The following is a 15,365-nucleotide window of genomic DNA, read 5'->3' as shown; positions in this document are numbered from 1 at the left end:
AATTAGATGAAGTCTTCCCGCTCCAAACCATAGCGTTGCATGCGCAGATAGAGTTTTTTCCGGGGAATCCCCAGTGCATCGGCGGCTTGCTGAATGCGTCCCTGGTGTTGGCGCAGGGCGTCACTTAATAGTTGACGTTCAAAGGCATCCAGACGCTCCGGCAGGCTGGCGTTGCCAAGCGCCTGGCTGGTGGGGCTAAAGGGCTTGGCCTCAGTATCCAAACCCAGGGCAAAGCGTTCGCTGAAGTTGACTAATTCCCGCACGTTACCTTTCCAAGGGCGCTGTTGCAGCTGCTGGAACAGTGCAGCACTGGGCTCGCGCAGCGGTAAGCCATGACGCTCACAGCAGCGGCTGACATAGTGGCTGACCAGTAGGGGAATATCCTCGCTGCGTTGACGCAGAGGGGGGATGCTGAGGCTGGCTACGGCAATACGGTAGTACAGATCGGCACGAAACTCGCCAGCGGCGGAGGCTTCCTCCAAGTCGACTTTGGCGGCGGCCACCACACGGATATCGATGGGGATTTCTTTGCCGCTGCCCAGCCGCTCCAGGCGCTGCATCTGCAGGGCGCGCAGTAATTGAGTTTGGTGGTTGAGGGGCATGCTCTCAATTTCATCAAGAAACAGGGTGCCGCCACTGGCCTGCTCCAGACGACCAATACGGCGCCGATCCGCCCCGGTAAAGGCGCCGGCTTCATGGCCAAAGAGTTCACTGGCAATCAGGCTTTCCGGCAGGGCGCCACAGTTCAGGGCAACAAAGGGGCCCTGACGGCGGGGGCTCAGTTCATGCAGGGCACGGGCGACCAGCTCTTTGCCTGTGCCGGTCTCGCCATAAATCAGGGTGTTCACATCGGCACTGGCCAGGGTCTGGATACCTTGACGCAGTTGGCGCATGGCTTCGCTATTACCAAGCAGATGCCGTTCCAGCTGGTAACCGCTCTGTTGCTGCAGGCGGCGGTTTTCCAGGGTCAGTTGGCGCAGTTGCTGGGCGCGTGCGACGGCGGCCAGGAGCAGGTCAGGGTCTACCGGTTTTTCCAGGAAATCGAAGGCACCCTGGCGAATCGCCTCAATCGCCAGGGGAATATCGCCATGGCCGCTGACCATGATCACCGGTAACTTGGCATCGATTTGCTGCACCTGGGCAAGTACGGCAAAGCCATCCATTTCAGCCATGCGCAGGTCAGTGATGATTACTCCCGGCCAGTCGTTGTTCAGGGTCGCCAGGACGCTTTGTCCATCGGCATAGGGGGAGGGGTGGTAGCCTTCCAGGCTGAGGGTTTCGCTCCAGGCCTGGCGAATATCGGCTTCATCATCAATCAGAATGACAGGGCAACGACTCATGTTTTAAATAGCTCCACGCTGGCGCAAACGCCGCCTTCCGGGCGGGGGGTGATGAGTAAGCGCCCCCCCAGGTCACGAATAATGTTATAGGAAATCGATAACCCCAGCCCCAACCCCTGTCCTGGTGGTTTAGTGGTGAAGAAGGGCTCGAACAGTTTCTGGCGAGCACTTTCACTTAAGCCCATGCCGTTGTCACTTAAGTGCAGGCTGGCTAAACGCTCACTTTGCTTCAGTTGAATCAATAACTCGGGGGCCTCGCAGCCTTGCATGGCATCCAGGGCATTACTGATAAGATTGACGATCACCTGCTCCAGCTGGCTGGGTTCGGTCACCACCTGAATGGGTTCCGATGGACACTGCCAACGCACTCTGACCTGCTGTTGGCGCAGGCGTTCCTGGAACAGGGAGAGCGCATTTTCTGCCAGTTGATTCAGGCTTTGTGGGCTGAGGGCATCCTGGGGGCGGCGGGCAAAGGTTTTGAGGTGATTGGAGGTGGTGGAGAGGCGCTTGATCAAACGCTCGATGTCTTCCAATTTCTCCTGACATTTATCGTTGTCACCCCGTTGCAGGTAGCGTAGCGCGTTATGGGTATAGGAGTGCATCGCCGCCAGTGGCTGATTGAACTCATGGGCGATACTGGCGGAAAGCTGGCCCAGGGCGGCCATCTTGGCGGCCTGTACCAGCTCGGCCTGGGTTTCACGCAGGTCTGCTTCGGCGGCATGGCGGCGTTCAATCTCGGCATTGAGATGCTGGTTGCTGCGGTCCAGCTCCGCTGCCCGTTGCTCCAAAGCTAAGGAGCGGCGACGGAACAGGCGCACGGCATCGGCCAGTTGGCCAATTTCATCCTGTCCTTGTACCTGGATACGGGTTTTCATCTCGCCGGAGGCGATTTCACGCATCGCCGTCAGTATGCGCAGCAGGCGCAGCAAGGGGCCGCGCACCACCAACACCAACAGAGACAACAGCAGGGCCAGTATCAGTAAGGTGGACAGCAGGCTGAAGGTTTGCCCCTGGCGTACCCGCTGCTCTATCTGACTGGCGACCTGACTGGAACGCTGACCGCTGGCACTGACGGCATCACTGACACTGTCAGCCAATTGGTCGAGCAGGGCATCATGGCTGTGTTGCAGACGGGCTTTTTCCCGCAATAACGCCAGCTCCTGCAATTTGAGGCCAAGCAAGGGCGTGGGGCCAGTGCCATAGCGGGCGATTTCCTGCCAGAGCTGGCGTAGGGTAATGGTGCTGGCATTGTTGGCCAACAGGTGGGCGTTATCGGCGGCTTCCGCCAGGCTGTCCGCTACCTGCAGCTGCAGTTGCTCCAGGCTGGCCAGTTCCGGCTCATTGGCACCCCGTAACATCAGGCCAATGCTGAGGTTAGCCTGGGCATGGAGCTGACTCAGGGCTTCGGCAAATTCGATCTCGGCGGCCAAGGCTGAGGTGGGGGCAGTCAGGGTCGGTTGTTGCAGAGCCTGGCGGACATTGAATTTTGCCTCCGCCAGCAGTGGCTCGATTTCAAATAAAAAGTCCCCATGCAGACGATTGATACGATCCACCTGCCGTTGTAGCTCGCTATTGAGTACAAAGCGTCGACTGACATTGGTCACCAGTTCGTCACGAATGTTATCCAGGCCCAGTAGAATGTCAGCGACTCCCTGAAAGTGCAGCCCCTGGGCAGCGGTTTCCGCCAGCAGTTGGCGCAGATCACGCAGGTGCTGCTGTAGCAGGTTGAGGGCCTGCTCCCGCTCAAACTGAGTACTGGCATTACTGAGGTTAGGCGTTTCCAGGCGAATGGCCTGACCCAGTTGGGCAAAACGGGCGCTGGCGGCGGCGGTGCTGAGGTTTTCATGGGCCAGTCGCGCCACTGTGGCGCTGAGGCTGGCCATCAGCCACTGGGTAACCAGCGGCGCACAGAGACTTAACAGTGCGACCAGGGCCAGGGCCAGGGTCAGCTTACGCTTGAGGCTGGTGCGTGGATTCATGGTTTGACCTGAGGCGGGTTAAGCTGACTGAAGGCCTGCATACGGGCAATGAGCTCCCGGGCCCGGGCAAAGCGCTCGCTGAAATCACGCGCCCAACTATCCTGGATACGCATGCGGCCTTGTACCGGCGCTTCACTGCTGCCTGTCAGGGTGGGGTCCGGTTGCAATTGCATGTCCGCCATAAACTCAGCCACCGGCACCTCACTGAGTAAACGTTGGGCACTGACCAGCAGTGGCCGCATCGAGTCAGACTGCTGAATAACCGGTTGTTGCTGGAGTTGTTGTATGGCCCCCCACAGTTGCGCGAGTTCCTGATGGCGATAGCTGATCAATTGATCAAAGAGTGCCGTGACGACCTGCATGCGGCGTGCCGCCAGGGCCAGATCGAAGTGTTGCGGGGTGGCGGGGGGCTGGAAACCGGCCTGGGGCCAGAGGCTGGGTTCAATCGGAATACGACTAATGCTGGGATTGAGCAAATAAGCCTGGGTGTCGGGGGCGCGTAAAAAGTCGATAAACGCCAATGCCAACGGGTTATCGGCTGCACGATGGGTGACGGCAATGCTGGCGGGTAGCACCCAGGCGGGAGGCAAGGCCTGAAATGCCAGGGACGCTGAGCTTTGATCTGCATTTTTAGCCAGGAAATCGATCCCTATCCCCATCTGGAAACGGCGGTGGAGGATGCCATCCCGCACGCCAAAACTGCGGGCCGTTACCGTCGCCAGATTGCCACCCAGCTGGGATAGCAGCTGCCAGCCCTGTTGCCAGCCATGGTGTTGTAGCAGCATCTCGACAAAGAGATGGGTTGTGCCGCTGCGGGCGGCGGATGTCATGCCTAATTGGCTGCGATAAAGCGGTAAGGTCAGCTCTGCCAGTTGGTTGGGGGGCGGCAGCGGGCTGTCGGGATGCCACATAATGCCGATTTGGGAGAGGGCAAAGCCAAAGCGTGAACCGTTAGGGGCATCCACGGCAATGCCTTGAAACTGACTGGCGCTACGTACCCGCTTGGTTAAGCGGGCTAACAGGCCCTGCTGATCCAGTAGTTCAAAGGGTACCGGCGAACTGGCCCAGACTAAATCCGCATAGGGACGACGCTGCTCCTGCACATGGGTAATCAAGGCCAAACTGTTTTTATTCAGCACACAGATCAGGGGAGCGCTGGGCTGGCTGGTGCGAAAGCGCGCCACCAGAGGAGCATAAAAACTCTCCGGGTAGGAGGTTAGCAGGGTGAGCTGACACTCCTGTGCCAAGACCCGGCCAGGGGAGAGGAGTGAAGCAACGAGCATCAGTAACAGCAGCAGGGCAGGCACGGGAGCTTCTCTTATGGTTATTGTGAAGTCAGTGTTGGATTACTGCAGATCTTGGCGGGCAGGTCAAACCCCTGACAAGAATTGGGAAGGGAAAGACCGGGTGGGCAGTCTAGGGAAAGCATGATCAGCCGCTGGCGGCAGATGTGAGAGCAGGCTACTGACACCCCTTGTCAGGAGGGGCGGGTTACGCTGAGGCTTCACTCAGCTAAAGGCACGCTAGGATGAAAATGAATTACTTTGTCGTTGGCACTAACCAGATGGAAGCCGCGACGCAGTTCTATGATGAGCTTTTTGCCCAAGCCGGATTGGTAAAAATGACCCCTGCGGCGAGGATGACCTACTGGCTGGGGGAGGATTTTGCCTTTGCGCTGGCGATTCCCTTTGATGGCGAGGCCGCCACAGCGGGGAATGGCACGATGGTCGGTTTTAGCGTCGGCAGTGCCGAAGAGGTCACGCGCTTGTATCATAAGGCCTTGGCGTTGGGTGGTCGTTGTGAGGGCGCACCAGGGCAGAGAGGGCCGCGTTTTTCTGCTTATGTGCGGGATTTGGATCGCAATAAGATCTGCCTGTCGGATTGAGCTGCCGCTGACCGAAAGTCAGGGCAGCCTGCTGCAGGCGTTATCCTGCAGCGGCGTAGCAGGGATAAATGGGGCGGAAGGCACGAATGCTTTCCGACTTAGCTGGCCGGGGTGGTGACCCGTGGCAAGCGCCAGGAGATCAACGCCGCCAGGGTGAGCAGGGCGCTGGATAACCACAGGCAGGGCAAGAGCCCATAGGCCTGGAAAACCCATCCGGAAAGCAGGGTGCCGAGCAGGCGGCCCAGGGCATTGGCCATGTAATAAAAGCCGACATCCAGGGAGACGCCATCCGCCTTGGCATAGCTGACAATCAGGTAGGAGTGCAGGGAGGAGTTCACCGCAAACACCAGGGCAAAGGCCATTAAGCCGCCGAGCAAACTGGGCCAGGGTGCTAAGCCTGCGGCCAATGCCAGGGCAATCAAGGCTGGCAGCAACGCCAAGGGCAGGGCCCAGATAAAGGCGGTGCGCCCTGCGGGCACCTGTTTACCGGTCAACCGTGGAGCCTGACTCTGCACAATGCCATAGCCAATAATCCACAGGGCTAAAAAGCCCCCCACCCAGCTGTGATTCCAGCCAAACTCCGTTGCCAAATAGACTGGTAGGGCCACCACAAACCAGACATCCCGGGCGGCAAACAGGCAGAGCCGTGCCGCAGCCAGGGTGTTGATGGCAGCGCTTTTGGAAAGCAGATCGCGGAATTTCGGCTTGTGTTTGGCCTTGCCAAGATCCTGTTTAAGCAGGCACAGGCTTAGCAGCCACACCCCGGTTAAGGCCAGCGCCATGCTGAGGATCGCCCCCTGAAAACCGAGCAGTGCCAACAGTAGCCCACCGAGGAAGAAACCTGCCCCCTTGAGGGCATTCTTGGAGCCGGTCAGCAGTGCGATCCACCGGTAAAGCTGGCCCTGGGCCTGGGCGGGCACCAGCAGCTTGATGCTGCTTTTGGCGCTCATTTTATTCAGGTCTTTGGCGATGCCGGAGAGGGCCTGGGCCGCCATCACCCAGGGCACGCTCAGGGCACTGGCGGGCACCAGCAACATGGCCAAGGCCACGACCTGTAAGGCCAGGCCGATATTCATGGTGCGGTTCAACCCCAGCCGCGCCCCTAACCAGCCACCGAGCAGGTTGGTGACTACCCCAAAGATTTCATAGAACAGAAACAGCAGGGCGATTTGCAGGGGGCTGTAGCCCAGGGCATGAAAGTGCAGCACCACCAGCATGCGCAGGGCGCCATCGGTAAGGGTAAATGCCCAGTAATTGCCGGTCACCAGTAAATACTGGCGCAGGGCCGGGGAGAGTTGGCTGAGCATGGTGATCAGGCCTGATCTTGCAGTCCGACCAGACGAGCCAGCTCAACGGTGCGGTTGGCATAGCCCCACTCGTTGTCGTACCAGGCATAGATTTTCACCTGGGTGCCGTTGATCACCAGGGTCGAGAGGGCATCGACAATGCTGGAGCGCGGGTCGCCTTTGTAATCGATGGACACCAGGGGGCGCTCGTCATAACCGAGAATACCCGCCAGTTCACCCTCGGCGGCTTGGCGTAGCAGTTGGTTGACTTCTTCGGCGCTGGTGGCGCGGCTGACTTCAAACACGCAGTCCGTCAGGGAGGCATTGGCCAGGGGCACGCGCACCGCATGGCCGTTCAGCTTGCCCTGCAGCTCCGGGAAAATATGGGTGATGGCGGTGGCCGAGCCGGTGGTGGTGGGGATCAGGCTCATGCCACAGGCCCGTGCCCGGCGCAGGTCTTTATGGGGGGCGTCCAGAATGGTCTGGGTGTTGGTCAGATCATGGATGGTGGTCATGCTGCCGTGGACGATGCCGAGCTTCTCGTGGATCACCTTGACGATGGGGGCGAGGCAGTTGGTGGTACAGGAGGCAGCGGTAACGATCGGGTGCAGGGCCGGATCATATTGCTGATGGTTAACTCCCATCACTACATTGAGCACGCCGTCTTCCTTCACCGGTGCAGTCACTACCACGCGCTTCACCCCCTGTTGCAGGTAGGCTTGCAGCAGAGCGGTTGTTTTCATTTTGCCGGAGGCTTCGATCACCAGATCACAGCCGGACCAGTCCGTCTCGCTGATCTGTTTATTCTGGCTGCAACGCAGGCGTTTGCCGTTGATCAGCATCCACTCGCCGTCGGCCTGGGCTTCATGTTGCCAACGGCCCTGCACGGAGTCGAAATTGAGCAAGTGCGCCAGGGTGATGGCATCGCCGGCGGGGTCGTTGATCTGGACAAACTCCAGCTCCGGCCAATCGAAGGCGGCACGCAGTGCCAGGCGGCCCATGCGGCCAAAGCCGTTAATCCCTACTCTAATAGTCATGGTGATTCCTCAGCAGCATTGCTTGATTCGTTGCGGGCGCTCGCCCATCTGTTGCAGTTGCAGGCCGGCATCCGCCAGCCAGGCGTGATTAGCCGTCAGAGTGGTGTGCAGCAGTTGTTGCACCCAGTCCGGCAGGGCCGGATTGAGGCGGTAAAACACCCACTGGCCCTGGCGACGGTCTAACACCAACTCGGCCTGGCGTAACTGGGCCAAATGGCGGGAAATTTTCGGTTGGCTCTCACCCAGGGCGGCCATCAGCTCACAAACGCAGAGTTCCTGCTCCATTAGGATCAGTAACAGGGTGCTTAGGCGAGTCTCGTCCGCCAGGGCTTTAAACAGGGCAACAGGGTTCATGGTGCGCATCAATCAGGTAGAACGGCGGAATAATATATGGGAAATCGAATATATGGAATATCGAATATTTATCTACTCTCGGGCAGAAGTGGCTGACTGGGCTACAGTGTTCTCCTGAATGAACAGCGAGTGAGCAGGGTGTAAAGATGGACGAAGCAGCACTGAAAGCGGTGTTGGATATGCCGAGCTGGTTAGGCTCAGGGTTGATCAGTGGTGTGGGCGGCGTACTGGGGTTGCTGCTGTTGTTTCTCTTTTTCCGCTGGCGGATGGGATCATCCTATGGGGTGACGAATCGTCTGTATGCGTTGTTGATTGGTGGGGCGGATTTTAATCAGCCTTCTTTGCTGCAGTTCTGGCAGGAGCGTCAGGATATTGAACGCTTTAATGCACTCTTTAACTTTCGGGCCCGTAATCTGGCGCAGATTCAGGCATTTACCCACTGGGTGGCGCAGTATGACCTGTGCCTACATCAATTGGCGCGTTTACATATCTGGTTTGACTTTGACACGCGCAAAATTGCCAAACCCACTTGGCACAAAGTGCTGCCTGGGCTGCTGATATTGCTGTGCTCTTATGGGCTGTTGATTGCTTGTTTGGTGACGGTGTTTGCTGACAGTGCGCTGGTTAAACTCAAGGGAGAGGAGCGGCTGCTGTGGCTGAATCATCAGGAAGCCATGAGCTTTAGCTATCACCCGCTACGGAGCAAAGGCAGTGATTGGGTGCTTGAGCGCGGGCAGTGTACGGCGGCGGATTTCGATGCCAACACTCTGGCCGCCACCTTGGCAATCCAACCTGCCACCCTGAACAGCCTTTGCCAGTTTTTTGCCAGTGAGACTGCCCATGAACAGCTAGGGCAGCTATTGGCCCAGCAACAAAGCCTGGTTTGGCTGGCATTGTTGTTACTGCTACCGCTTTGGCTGTCGTTACGCTTTCTCCAAGGGGCTATTCTGGCTTGGCGTAGCCGTGGGCAATTGCTGGCTGGCATCCGCGCTTATCGTCAGCAGCGTCAGGCGGCGCTCTGGAAGCAGCGATAAAAAAAGGCCATCGGCCATGAGTAATCACAGCGGATGGCCAAACATGCCGAAGCATGGGCGCTATCTCCCCGGAAGATGTCAGGATTCCGGGGAAAGCTGATTGCCCGTGGGGACAGGCAAAAAATCTGCTATCTGCCTGCCTAGGCTTAACTGTGCCGACTTTGCAGCTTTTCTCCCCGGCGGCGCAGGGCCTCTAATGCACTCAATAGCAGCAGAGCAAAAAGGGTGAGCAGGGTGGCTACCGCGGTAATGGCGGGGGTGATGTTTTCACGAATACCGTCAAACATTTGCCGGGGCAGGGTGCGTTGCTCGGGGCCAGCGGTAAAGAGGGCGACGATGACCTCATCAAAGGAGGTGGCAAAGGCAAAGAGTGCGCCGGAAATCACCCCCGGTAGAATCAACGGCAGTACGACTTTAAAGAAGGTTCGTAGTGGGTTAGCGCCAAGGCTTGCTGCGGCACGCATCAGGTTGCGGTCAAAGCCCTGCAGGGTGGCATTGACGGTAATGAGCACAAAGGGTGCGCCGAGCAGGGTGTGGGCCAGAATCAGGCCGGTGTAGCTGGCATTCAGGCCGTATTCAGCGAAGAAGAAATACAGGCCCAGGGCGGCAATCACCAAGGGTACCACCATCGGTGAAATCATCAGGCTCAGCATCAGTTGCTGGCCGGGAAAACGGGCATATTGCATCCCCAGGGCGGCCAGGGTGCCGAGCAGGGTGGCCAGCAAGGTGGCGGCGGCGCCGATAATCAGCGAGTTTTTCAGGGCGGCCTGCCACAGGCTGGAGTTCAGTACCTCTGCATACCAGCGCAGTGACCAACCGGGAATCGGGTAGCTGAGAAAGGAGTCACTGCTGAATGACAGGGGAATCACCACCAGAATCGGCAGCAGTAAAAACAGCAGCACCCCGCTGCAGAGCGCAACAAAAGCATAGTGGGCGAGGCGATCGCCCCAGCGGTGATAGGGTTGAAAGTCCATCCTCTGCTCCTTATCCCAATTGCCGCTGGGGAGCGGCAAGACGGCTATAGAGTACAAACAGCAATACACTGGCCAGTAACAGGAAGACGCCGAGTGCGGAGGCCATGCCCCAGTTAATGGTTTGGTTGGTGTAGTAGGCGATAAAGTAGGAAATCATCTGATCCTGGGGTGAGCCAATCAGCGCCGGGGTGATGTAGTAACCCACCGCCATGATGAAGCACAGCAGGAAGCCGGAGGCCACGCCGGGCAAGGTTTGCGGCAGATATACGCGGATAAAGGCAATACTGGGGCGGGCACCAAGACTCAGGGCGGCCCGCATGTAATAAGGGGGGATGGCCTTCATCACTGAATAGAGAGACAGCACCATAAAGGGCAGCAAAATGTGCACTAACGCCAGGTAGACGCCAGGGCGGTTAAACAGCAGGGTCAGGGGTTCGTTGACCCAGCCCAGGCTGAGCAATAGCGAGTTAAGCAACCCTTCTTTTTGCAGTAACACCACCCAGGCGCTGGTACGCACCAGCAGCGAAGTCCAGAAGGGCAGCAACACCCCAATCATCAACAGGTTGGCTTGTTTGGCGGGGCTGGTGGCTAGCCAGTAGGCCAACGGAAAGCCCAGCAACAGGCTGATCAGGGTGACGATAAAGGCCATCCACAGGGTGCGGGCATAAATATTCAGATAGATCGCTTGATCGGCGCTGGCGGCGACAATTTCTCCTTGGCTATTTTGTTGTAAGTCCAGTGCCGCCAGCAGGTATTGGCTGGTATAGGGGGAGCTGGCTTCGGCAATGGCCTGCCAGGTACTGAGTTCGCCCCAGCGTTGATCTTGATCGAGCAGACGCTGCTTGGCTTGTTCGGCGGAGCTGGCTGGAGCAAGGCGATTAAACTGACGGCCAGTGCGCATGATCATTGAGCGTAGGCCAGCATCCAGGGTGTTGAGTCGTTTGGCGGCCTCGGACAGGCTTTTATCGTTGTAGCTACGGCGAATGTCCTGCTCCAGCAGCAGGAAAAGGCTGGCTTCTGGCAGGCGCTGGCCATCCCAATCGCTGATTGTTGCGCTAACCTGTGGCCAGGCGCGCTGGAGTTCCGGATTCTCTACCGCTTTTTGCAGCAGCAGGGCAATGGGGAGGAGAAACACCAGCAGGGTAAACAGAAATAAGGGAGCCACCAGGGCCAGGGCTTTCAGTTGCTGGCGGCGTTGGCTACGTTTTAAGCGCTGTTTAAGTTGTTGGCGCTGGGCCGCTTTCTCTTCCGCCGGGCTCTCGGCAAGCGTCAGGCTGGTATCCATCGGGTTCTCCTTATGCGTGCGAAAAACGGGGCAGCCAGGCTGCCCCTTGAGCCTTACTGGGCTACCCAGGCGTTAAAACGCTCGTTCAGCTCATCCTGGTAGTCCAGCCAGAACTCGGTGTCTTCACGCAGGGCTTGAGCCAGGTTGGGGGTATGGGTAGGCAGGGTTTCGGCTACCTCTGGCGCCAGCTTGGCAATGGCTTCCTTGTTGGTGGGGCCGTAAGGAATCAGCAGGGGATACTTTTCCTGGTTAGCGGGCTGACTGGCAAAGGCGATAAAGTCCATGGCGGCCGCCTTGTTCTCTGAGCCTTTTAGTACGGCAAAGGAGTCCACCGAGTAAACCTGACCAGTCCACACCACTTTGAACGCCTTGCCTTCTTTGTTGGCTGCGGTGATACGGCCATTGTAGGCAGAGGTCATCACCACATCGCCGGAGGCCAGCCACTCAGGGGGTTGGGCGCCAGCTTCCCACCATTGGATATGGGGCTTGAGTTGGGCCAGTTTGGCGAAGGCGCGATCCACCCCGGCCTCAGTGCGCAGCAGCCCATAAACGTCATTCGGGGCTACGCCATCCGCCATCAGGGCGAATTCCAGATTCGCCTTGGCACCTTTACGTAGGCCACGTTTGCCGGGGTATTTTTCTACGTTCCAAAAATCCGCCCAGTTTTGCGGGCCGTCCTTGAGTTGGTCGGTGTTATAGGCCAGCACGTTAGACCAGACATAGCTGCCCACGCCACATTCACTGGTGGCACCCTCGACAAAGTTGCTTGGCTCTCCCACTTTGCTCCAGTCGATGGCTTCAAACAGGCCGGTTTCACACCCTTGTTGTAGTTCGGGGTCTTCGACGGTGATGACATCCCAGGTAACGGTTTGGGTATCGACCATGGCTTTCACTTTGGCCAGACCGCCGGAGTAGCTGTCTTGCAGCAGTTCTTGCTTGCTGGCCTGCTGCCAGGGCTGGAAGTAGACCTGATCTTGCACTTGTTGAGCCGCGCCACCCCAGCCCACGACGGTCAAGGGGCGAGCTTCGGCGGTGAGGGTCAGGCTGGCACTGATGGCGAGCAGTAATAAGGAGGGTTTGCGCATCGGGGGTGTCCTCAGAGATTGGCTTATTATTGGCTGAGCGATGAATCCGGCTGACTGCATGAACCACCGGAGGGCGTTAAGGGGGCAATCATGGTTTCCACCAGGTTCCCTGGGCGTCAGGTATGCCTGCTGCCCGCCAAGGCCCGTTGCTCCTGCAGGGCCTTATCACATGTCGGTTTGCCTTAATGGGGCAGGGCGCGGCAGTCCTCGGCATGAAAGGCCAGGCTGAGCTGGCTGCCAAGGTTTAAGCGTTCCCCAGGGCGGGCTGCTACCTTGACCATCAGCTCAAGCTCTGCACCCAAATCGAGGGTGAGGCGCAGGTGATCACCCAGGTAAATACTCTCTTTTAAGGTGCCGCTGAGTCGGTTCCAGCCGCTTTCCTGGTGCTGAAGGTCAGCCGATTGATGGTTGAGCAGAATACGTTCCGGACGTATTGATAGGGCCACACTGGAGCCCGGTTTTAAGCCAGGCTGGGCACGGGTCATCAGACTTTGGCCATTACCCAGATCGGCTTCGCACCAGTGCCCCTGATGATGATGGAGCTGTGCCTGAAGCAGATTGGTCTCCCCAATAAAGCGCGCCACAAATTCGTTGGCAGGGTGGTCATACAGGCGGTCAGGGCTATCAAGCTGTTGAATCACTCCGTCATTAAATACGGCAATACGATCGCTCATGGTCAGGGCTTCACTTTGATCATGGGTGACGAACACCATGGTGACTCCCAGATTCTCGTGAATGTGTTTGATCTCCAGCTGCATGCTTTCCCGCAGGTTTTTATCCAACGCTCCCAGAGGTTCGTCGAGCAGAACCAGCTGAGGCTCAAACACCAGGGCGCGGGCACAGGCTACCCGTTGCTGTTGCCCACCCGAGAGTTGGTTGGGGTAGCGGTTGGCCAGGTGGCTTAGTTGCACCATGTCCAGGGCACGCTTGACCTTGCTGCTTATCTCCGCCTTGCCCAGCTTGCGAATGCTTAATGGGAAGGCCAGGTTTTCCGCCACGGTCATATGTGGGAAGAGAGCATAATTCTGAAAAATCATGCCGATATTGCGCTTGTAGGGTGGGATGGCATTCAGACGTTGTCCATCCAGCCAGATGTCGCCGTGGGTGGGGGATTCGAAGCCCGCCAGCATCATCAGACAAGTGCTTTTTCCTGAGCCCGAAGGGCCCAGCAGGGTGAGGAATTCGCCGCGGGCAATATCCAGGTTGAGGTTTTTCACCACCTGGGTTTCGCCGTCGTAGGTTTTTTGCACGTTGCAAAAACGGACTATGGCTTCAGCGTGACCCATCCTCAGCTCCTTTTGTTGTTTTTCTGCTACGCCTGGTTTTGGCGCTGGGCAGCTTGGGTGTTCTTTATCTGATACGGCAAGCTAATTTTGTGGCGAGTAAATGTACAGGGGTAAGTCCTTAATACTTTGGTATTGATTTTTATAAATTATTGATTTTAAAGAAAATATATTTTGTCATTTTTTGTAATGGATGGAGTGGGGATGATTCTCTGGGTGTTCGATATTGCGAACATTTAAAAATGGTGTAGGCTGCCGTAAATCATTTTTGTGCTTGATCATGCACAGTGGCGTGCATAAAACAGCACGGCTGGCTACACTCAGGGGTCTGCGATTTGGCATCTAATGAGGTACGAGTGATGAAATTGGCCGATACAACTTTGCTGCGCCAGCAAGCCTACATTAACGGTGAGTGGGTGGATGCTGCCGCCCGCCTCGCGGTGTATAACCCCGCCAACGGTGAGCAGCTAGCCACGGTGCCGGATTTAGGGGCAGCAGAAACAGAACAGGCCATTGCTGCGGCGAATGCCGCCTGGCCAGCCTGGCGGAGTAAAACCGCCAAAGAGCGTGCCCAGCTGTTAAAACGCTGGTATCAGTTGATTATGGAAAACCAGGAAGATCTGGCCCAGCTGATGAGCGCAGAGCAAGGCAAGCCGCTGAAAGAGTCACGTGGTGAGGTGGCCTATGGCGCCTCCTTTATCGAATGGTTTGCCGAAGAGGGTAAGCGTGCCTACGGTGAGGTGGTGCCGACCTTTGCCAAGGATAAACGAGTGTTGGTGATGAAAGAGTCCATCGGTGTGGTGGCCGCCATCACTCCCTGGAACTTCCCCAATGCCATGATCACCCGTAAAGCCGGTCCGGCTTTGGCAGCGGGTTGCCCGATCATTCTCAAGCCCGCGGAAGACACCCCGTTGTCAGCCCTGGCCCTGGCCGAATTGGCCCATCGGGCGGGTATTCCTGCCGGTGTCTTTAACGTCATCACCACTGCCCGTCCGGTGGAAGTGGGCAAGGTGATGTGCGATAGCCCGGTGGTGCGCAAGCTCTCTTTCACCGGCTCGACTCAGGTGGGCAAGATTTTGCTGCGCCAGTGTGCCGATACGGTGAAAAAAGTCTCGCTGGAGCTGGGGGGCAATGCGCCCTTTATCGTCTTTGATGATGCCGATATTGATGCAGCCATTCAGGGGGCGCTGGCCTCCAAGTATCGCAACGCCGGGCAAACCTGTGTCTGTGCCAACCGTTTGTTGGTGCAGGACGGTATCTATGATCGTTTTGTCGCGCGGCTGGCCGAAGCAGTGGGGCAGTTCAAGGTCGGCCCTGCTTTAGAAGGTGAGGTCGATCAGGGCCCGCTGATTAATGCCGAGGCGGTAGCCAAGGTGCAGGATCATATTGAGGATGCGCTGGCCAAGGGCGGCAGCCTGGTTTGTGGCGGCAAGCCTCATGCCCTGGGCGGCACCTTCTTTGAGCCGACCATCATTGCCAACGTCACTCCGGCGATGAAGGTCGCGAAAGAAGAAACCTTTGGCCCCCTGGCACCGGTGTTCCGTTTCCACAGTGAAGAGGAAGCGGTGGCGATGGCCAACGATACCGAGTTTGGCCTGGCGGCGTATTTCTATACCCGCGATGTGGGCCGGGTATTCCGCGTGGCTGAAGCGCTGGAGTACGGCATGGTGGCGATTAACGAAGGCATTCTATCCACCGAAGTGGCGCCCTTTGGTGGGGTCAAAGAGTCGGGCCTGGGCCGTGAAGGCTCCAAGTACGGGATTGATGACTACCTGGAGATTAAATATCTCTGCTTAGGCGGATTGTAACCGGCGCCCCAGGGT

The 15,365-nt window shown here is 57.7% G+C and carries 13 protein-coding genes; 3 read left to right on the top strand and 10 right to left on the bottom strand.

The annotated features are described in order from the left end of the window. Positions 1 to 2: 2 nt before the first annotated feature. From Q334_RS0105235 to Q334_RS0105225, 3 genes are read right to left on the bottom strand one after another with little or no spacing between them, the layout of a single operon-like run. A complete protein-coding gene (locus Q334_RS0105235; protein ID WP_027312288.1) occupies positions 3 to 1,340 on the bottom strand; it encodes a sigma-54-dependent transcriptional regulator in 1,338 nt (445 codons plus the stop codon). Next, positions 1,337 to 3,319 (bottom strand): ATP-binding protein, encoded by a 1,983-nt coding sequence (locus tag Q334_RS0105230; RefSeq protein ID WP_027312287.1) that lies wholly within the window; start codon positions 3,317 to 3,319, stop codon positions 1,337 to 1,339. Before Q334_RS0105230 ends, Q334_RS0105235 begins: the two co-directional genes overlap by 4 nt. After that, positions 3,316 to 4,626: an ABC transporter substrate-binding protein gene (locus Q334_RS0105225; protein ID WP_051527533.1), complete on the bottom strand. Its 1,311-nt coding sequence runs from the start codon at positions 4,624 to 4,626 to the stop codon at positions 3,316 to 3,318. The genes Q334_RS0105230 and Q334_RS0105225 overlap by 4 nt, the downstream gene beginning before the upstream one ends. A 221-nt stretch (positions 4,627 to 4,847) precedes the next feature. On the opposite strand from Q334_RS0105225, the gene Q334_RS0105220 reads away from it, so the two are divergent. After that, complete coding sequence (locus Q334_RS0105220; protein WP_027312285.1) at positions 4,848 to 5,204, top strand: VOC family protein; 357 nt, start codon at positions 4,848 to 4,850, stop codon at positions 5,202 to 5,204. Between the two features lie 98 nt (positions 5,205 to 5,302). Here Q334_RS0105220 and arsJ read toward each other — a convergent pair whose 3' ends face one another. The 3 genes from arsJ to Q334_RS0105205 are packed head-to-tail and all read right to left on the bottom strand — an operon-like array spanning position 5,303 to position 7,881. Continuing rightward, a complete protein-coding gene (gene arsJ / locus Q334_RS0105215) occupies positions 5,303 to 6,511 on the bottom strand; it encodes an organoarsenical effux MFS transporter ArsJ (RefSeq protein ID WP_035460830.1) in 1,209 nt (402 codons plus the stop codon). 5 nt (positions 6,512 to 6,516) lie between these two features. Next, entirely contained in the window at positions 6,517 to 7,527 is a 1,011-nt protein-coding gene (locus Q334_RS0105210; protein ID WP_027312283.1) for an ArsJ-associated glyceraldehyde-3-phosphate dehydrogenase, read from the bottom strand. Positions 7,528 to 7,536: 9 nt separating this feature from the next. Beyond that, positions 7,537 to 7,881 carry a metalloregulator ArsR/SmtB family transcription factor gene (locus Q334_RS0105205; RefSeq protein WP_027312282.1) on the bottom strand — a complete coding sequence of 115 codons (345 nt, stop codon included), beginning with the start codon at positions 7,879 to 7,881 and terminating at the stop codon, positions 7,537 to 7,539. A gap of 146 nt (positions 7,882 to 8,027) precedes the next feature. Between Q334_RS0105205 and Q334_RS0105200 the strand changes: the two genes are divergently transcribed. Further along, entirely contained in the window at positions 8,028 to 8,915 is an 888-nt protein-coding gene (locus Q334_RS0105200; RefSeq protein ID WP_027312281.1) for a DUF6216 family protein, read from the top strand. Positions 8,916 to 9,061: 146 nt separating this feature from the next. On the opposite strand, the gene Q334_RS0105195 is transcribed toward Q334_RS0105200, so the two are convergent. The 4 genes from Q334_RS0105195 to Q334_RS0105180 form a co-directional block, all read right to left on the bottom strand. Next, the gene (locus tag Q334_RS0105195) at positions 9,062 to 9,889 is read right to left on the bottom strand and encodes an ABC transporter permease (RefSeq protein WP_027312280.1); all 828 of its coding nucleotides are present in this window, start codon (positions 9,887 to 9,889) and stop codon (positions 9,062 to 9,064) included. Positions 9,890 to 9,899: 10 nt separating this feature from the next. Further along, complete coding sequence (locus Q334_RS0105190; RefSeq protein ID WP_027312279.1) at positions 9,900 to 11,174, bottom strand: ABC transporter permease; 1,275 nt, start codon at positions 11,172 to 11,174, stop codon at positions 9,900 to 9,902. Positions 11,175 to 11,227: 53 nt separating this feature from the next. Continuing rightward, positions 11,228 to 12,259: an ABC transporter substrate-binding protein gene (locus tag Q334_RS0105185; protein ID WP_027312278.1), complete on the bottom strand. Its 1,032-nt coding sequence runs from the start codon at positions 12,257 to 12,259 to the stop codon at positions 11,228 to 11,230. A gap of 182 nt (positions 12,260 to 12,441) precedes the next feature. Continuing rightward, positions 12,442 to 13,545: an ABC transporter ATP-binding protein gene (locus Q334_RS0105180; RefSeq protein ID WP_027312277.1), complete on the bottom strand. Its 1,104-nt coding sequence runs from the start codon at positions 13,543 to 13,545 to the stop codon at positions 12,442 to 12,444. 356 nt (positions 13,546 to 13,901) lie between these two features. Between Q334_RS0105180 and Q334_RS0105175 the strand changes: the two genes are divergently transcribed. After that, complete coding sequence (locus tag Q334_RS0105175) at positions 13,902 to 15,350, top strand: NAD-dependent succinate-semialdehyde dehydrogenase (RefSeq protein WP_027312276.1); 1,449 nt, start codon at positions 13,902 to 13,904, stop codon at positions 15,348 to 15,350. Positions 15,351 to 15,365 lie beyond the last annotated feature (15 nt).

Origin of the sequence: Balneatrix alpica DSM 16621 (genome assembly GCF_000619885.1) — a bacterium.
In the GTDB taxonomy this organism is placed as follows: domain Bacteria; phylum Pseudomonadota; class Gammaproteobacteria; order Pseudomonadales; family Balneatricaceae; genus Balneatrix; species Balneatrix alpica.
This window is presented reverse-complemented; position numbering and strand designations above follow the sequence as displayed.

Coding starts and splice junctions, on each gene's coding strand:
- Q334_RS0105205 (WP_027312282.1), bottom strand. CDS start 7,881: ATGAACCCTGTTGCCCTGTTTAAAGCCCTGGCGGACGAGACTCGCCTA.
- Q334_RS0105210 (WP_027312283.1), bottom strand. CDS start 7,527: ATGACTATTAGAGTAGGGATTAACGGCTTTGGCCGCATGGGCCGCCTG.
- arsJ (WP_035460830.1), bottom strand. CDS start 6,511: ATGCTCAGCCAACTCTCCCCGGCCCTGCGCCAGTATTTACTGGTGACC.
- Q334_RS0105190 (WP_027312279.1), bottom strand. CDS start 11,174: ATGGATACCAGCCTGACGCTTGCCGAGAGCCCGGCGGAAGAGAAAGCG.
- Q334_RS0105195 (WP_027312280.1), bottom strand. CDS start 9,889: ATGGACTTTCAACCCTATCACCGCTGGGGCGATCGCCTCGCCCACTAT.
- Q334_RS0105235 (WP_027312288.1), bottom strand. CDS start 1,340: ATGAGTCGTTGCCCTGTCATTCTGATTGATGATGAAGCCGATATTCGC.
- Q334_RS0105230 (WP_027312287.1), bottom strand. CDS start 3,319: ATGAATCCACGCACCAGCCTCAAGCGTAAGCTGACCCTGGCCCTGGCC.
- Q334_RS0105175 (WP_027312276.1), top strand. CDS start 13,902: ATGAAATTGGCCGATACAACTTTGCTGCGCCAGCAAGCCTACATTAAC.
- Q334_RS0105220 (WP_027312285.1), top strand. CDS start 4,848: ATGAAAATGAATTACTTTGTCGTTGGCACTAACCAGATGGAAGCCGCG.
- Q334_RS0105185 (WP_027312278.1), bottom strand. CDS start 12,259: ATGCGCAAACCCTCCTTATTACTGCTCGCCATCAGTGCCAGCCTGACC.
- Q334_RS0105180 (WP_027312277.1), bottom strand. CDS start 13,545: ATGGGTCACGCTGAAGCCATAGTCCGTTTTTGCAACGTGCAAAAAACC.
- Q334_RS0105200 (WP_027312281.1), top strand. CDS start 8,028: ATGGACGAAGCAGCACTGAAAGCGGTGTTGGATATGCCGAGCTGGTTA.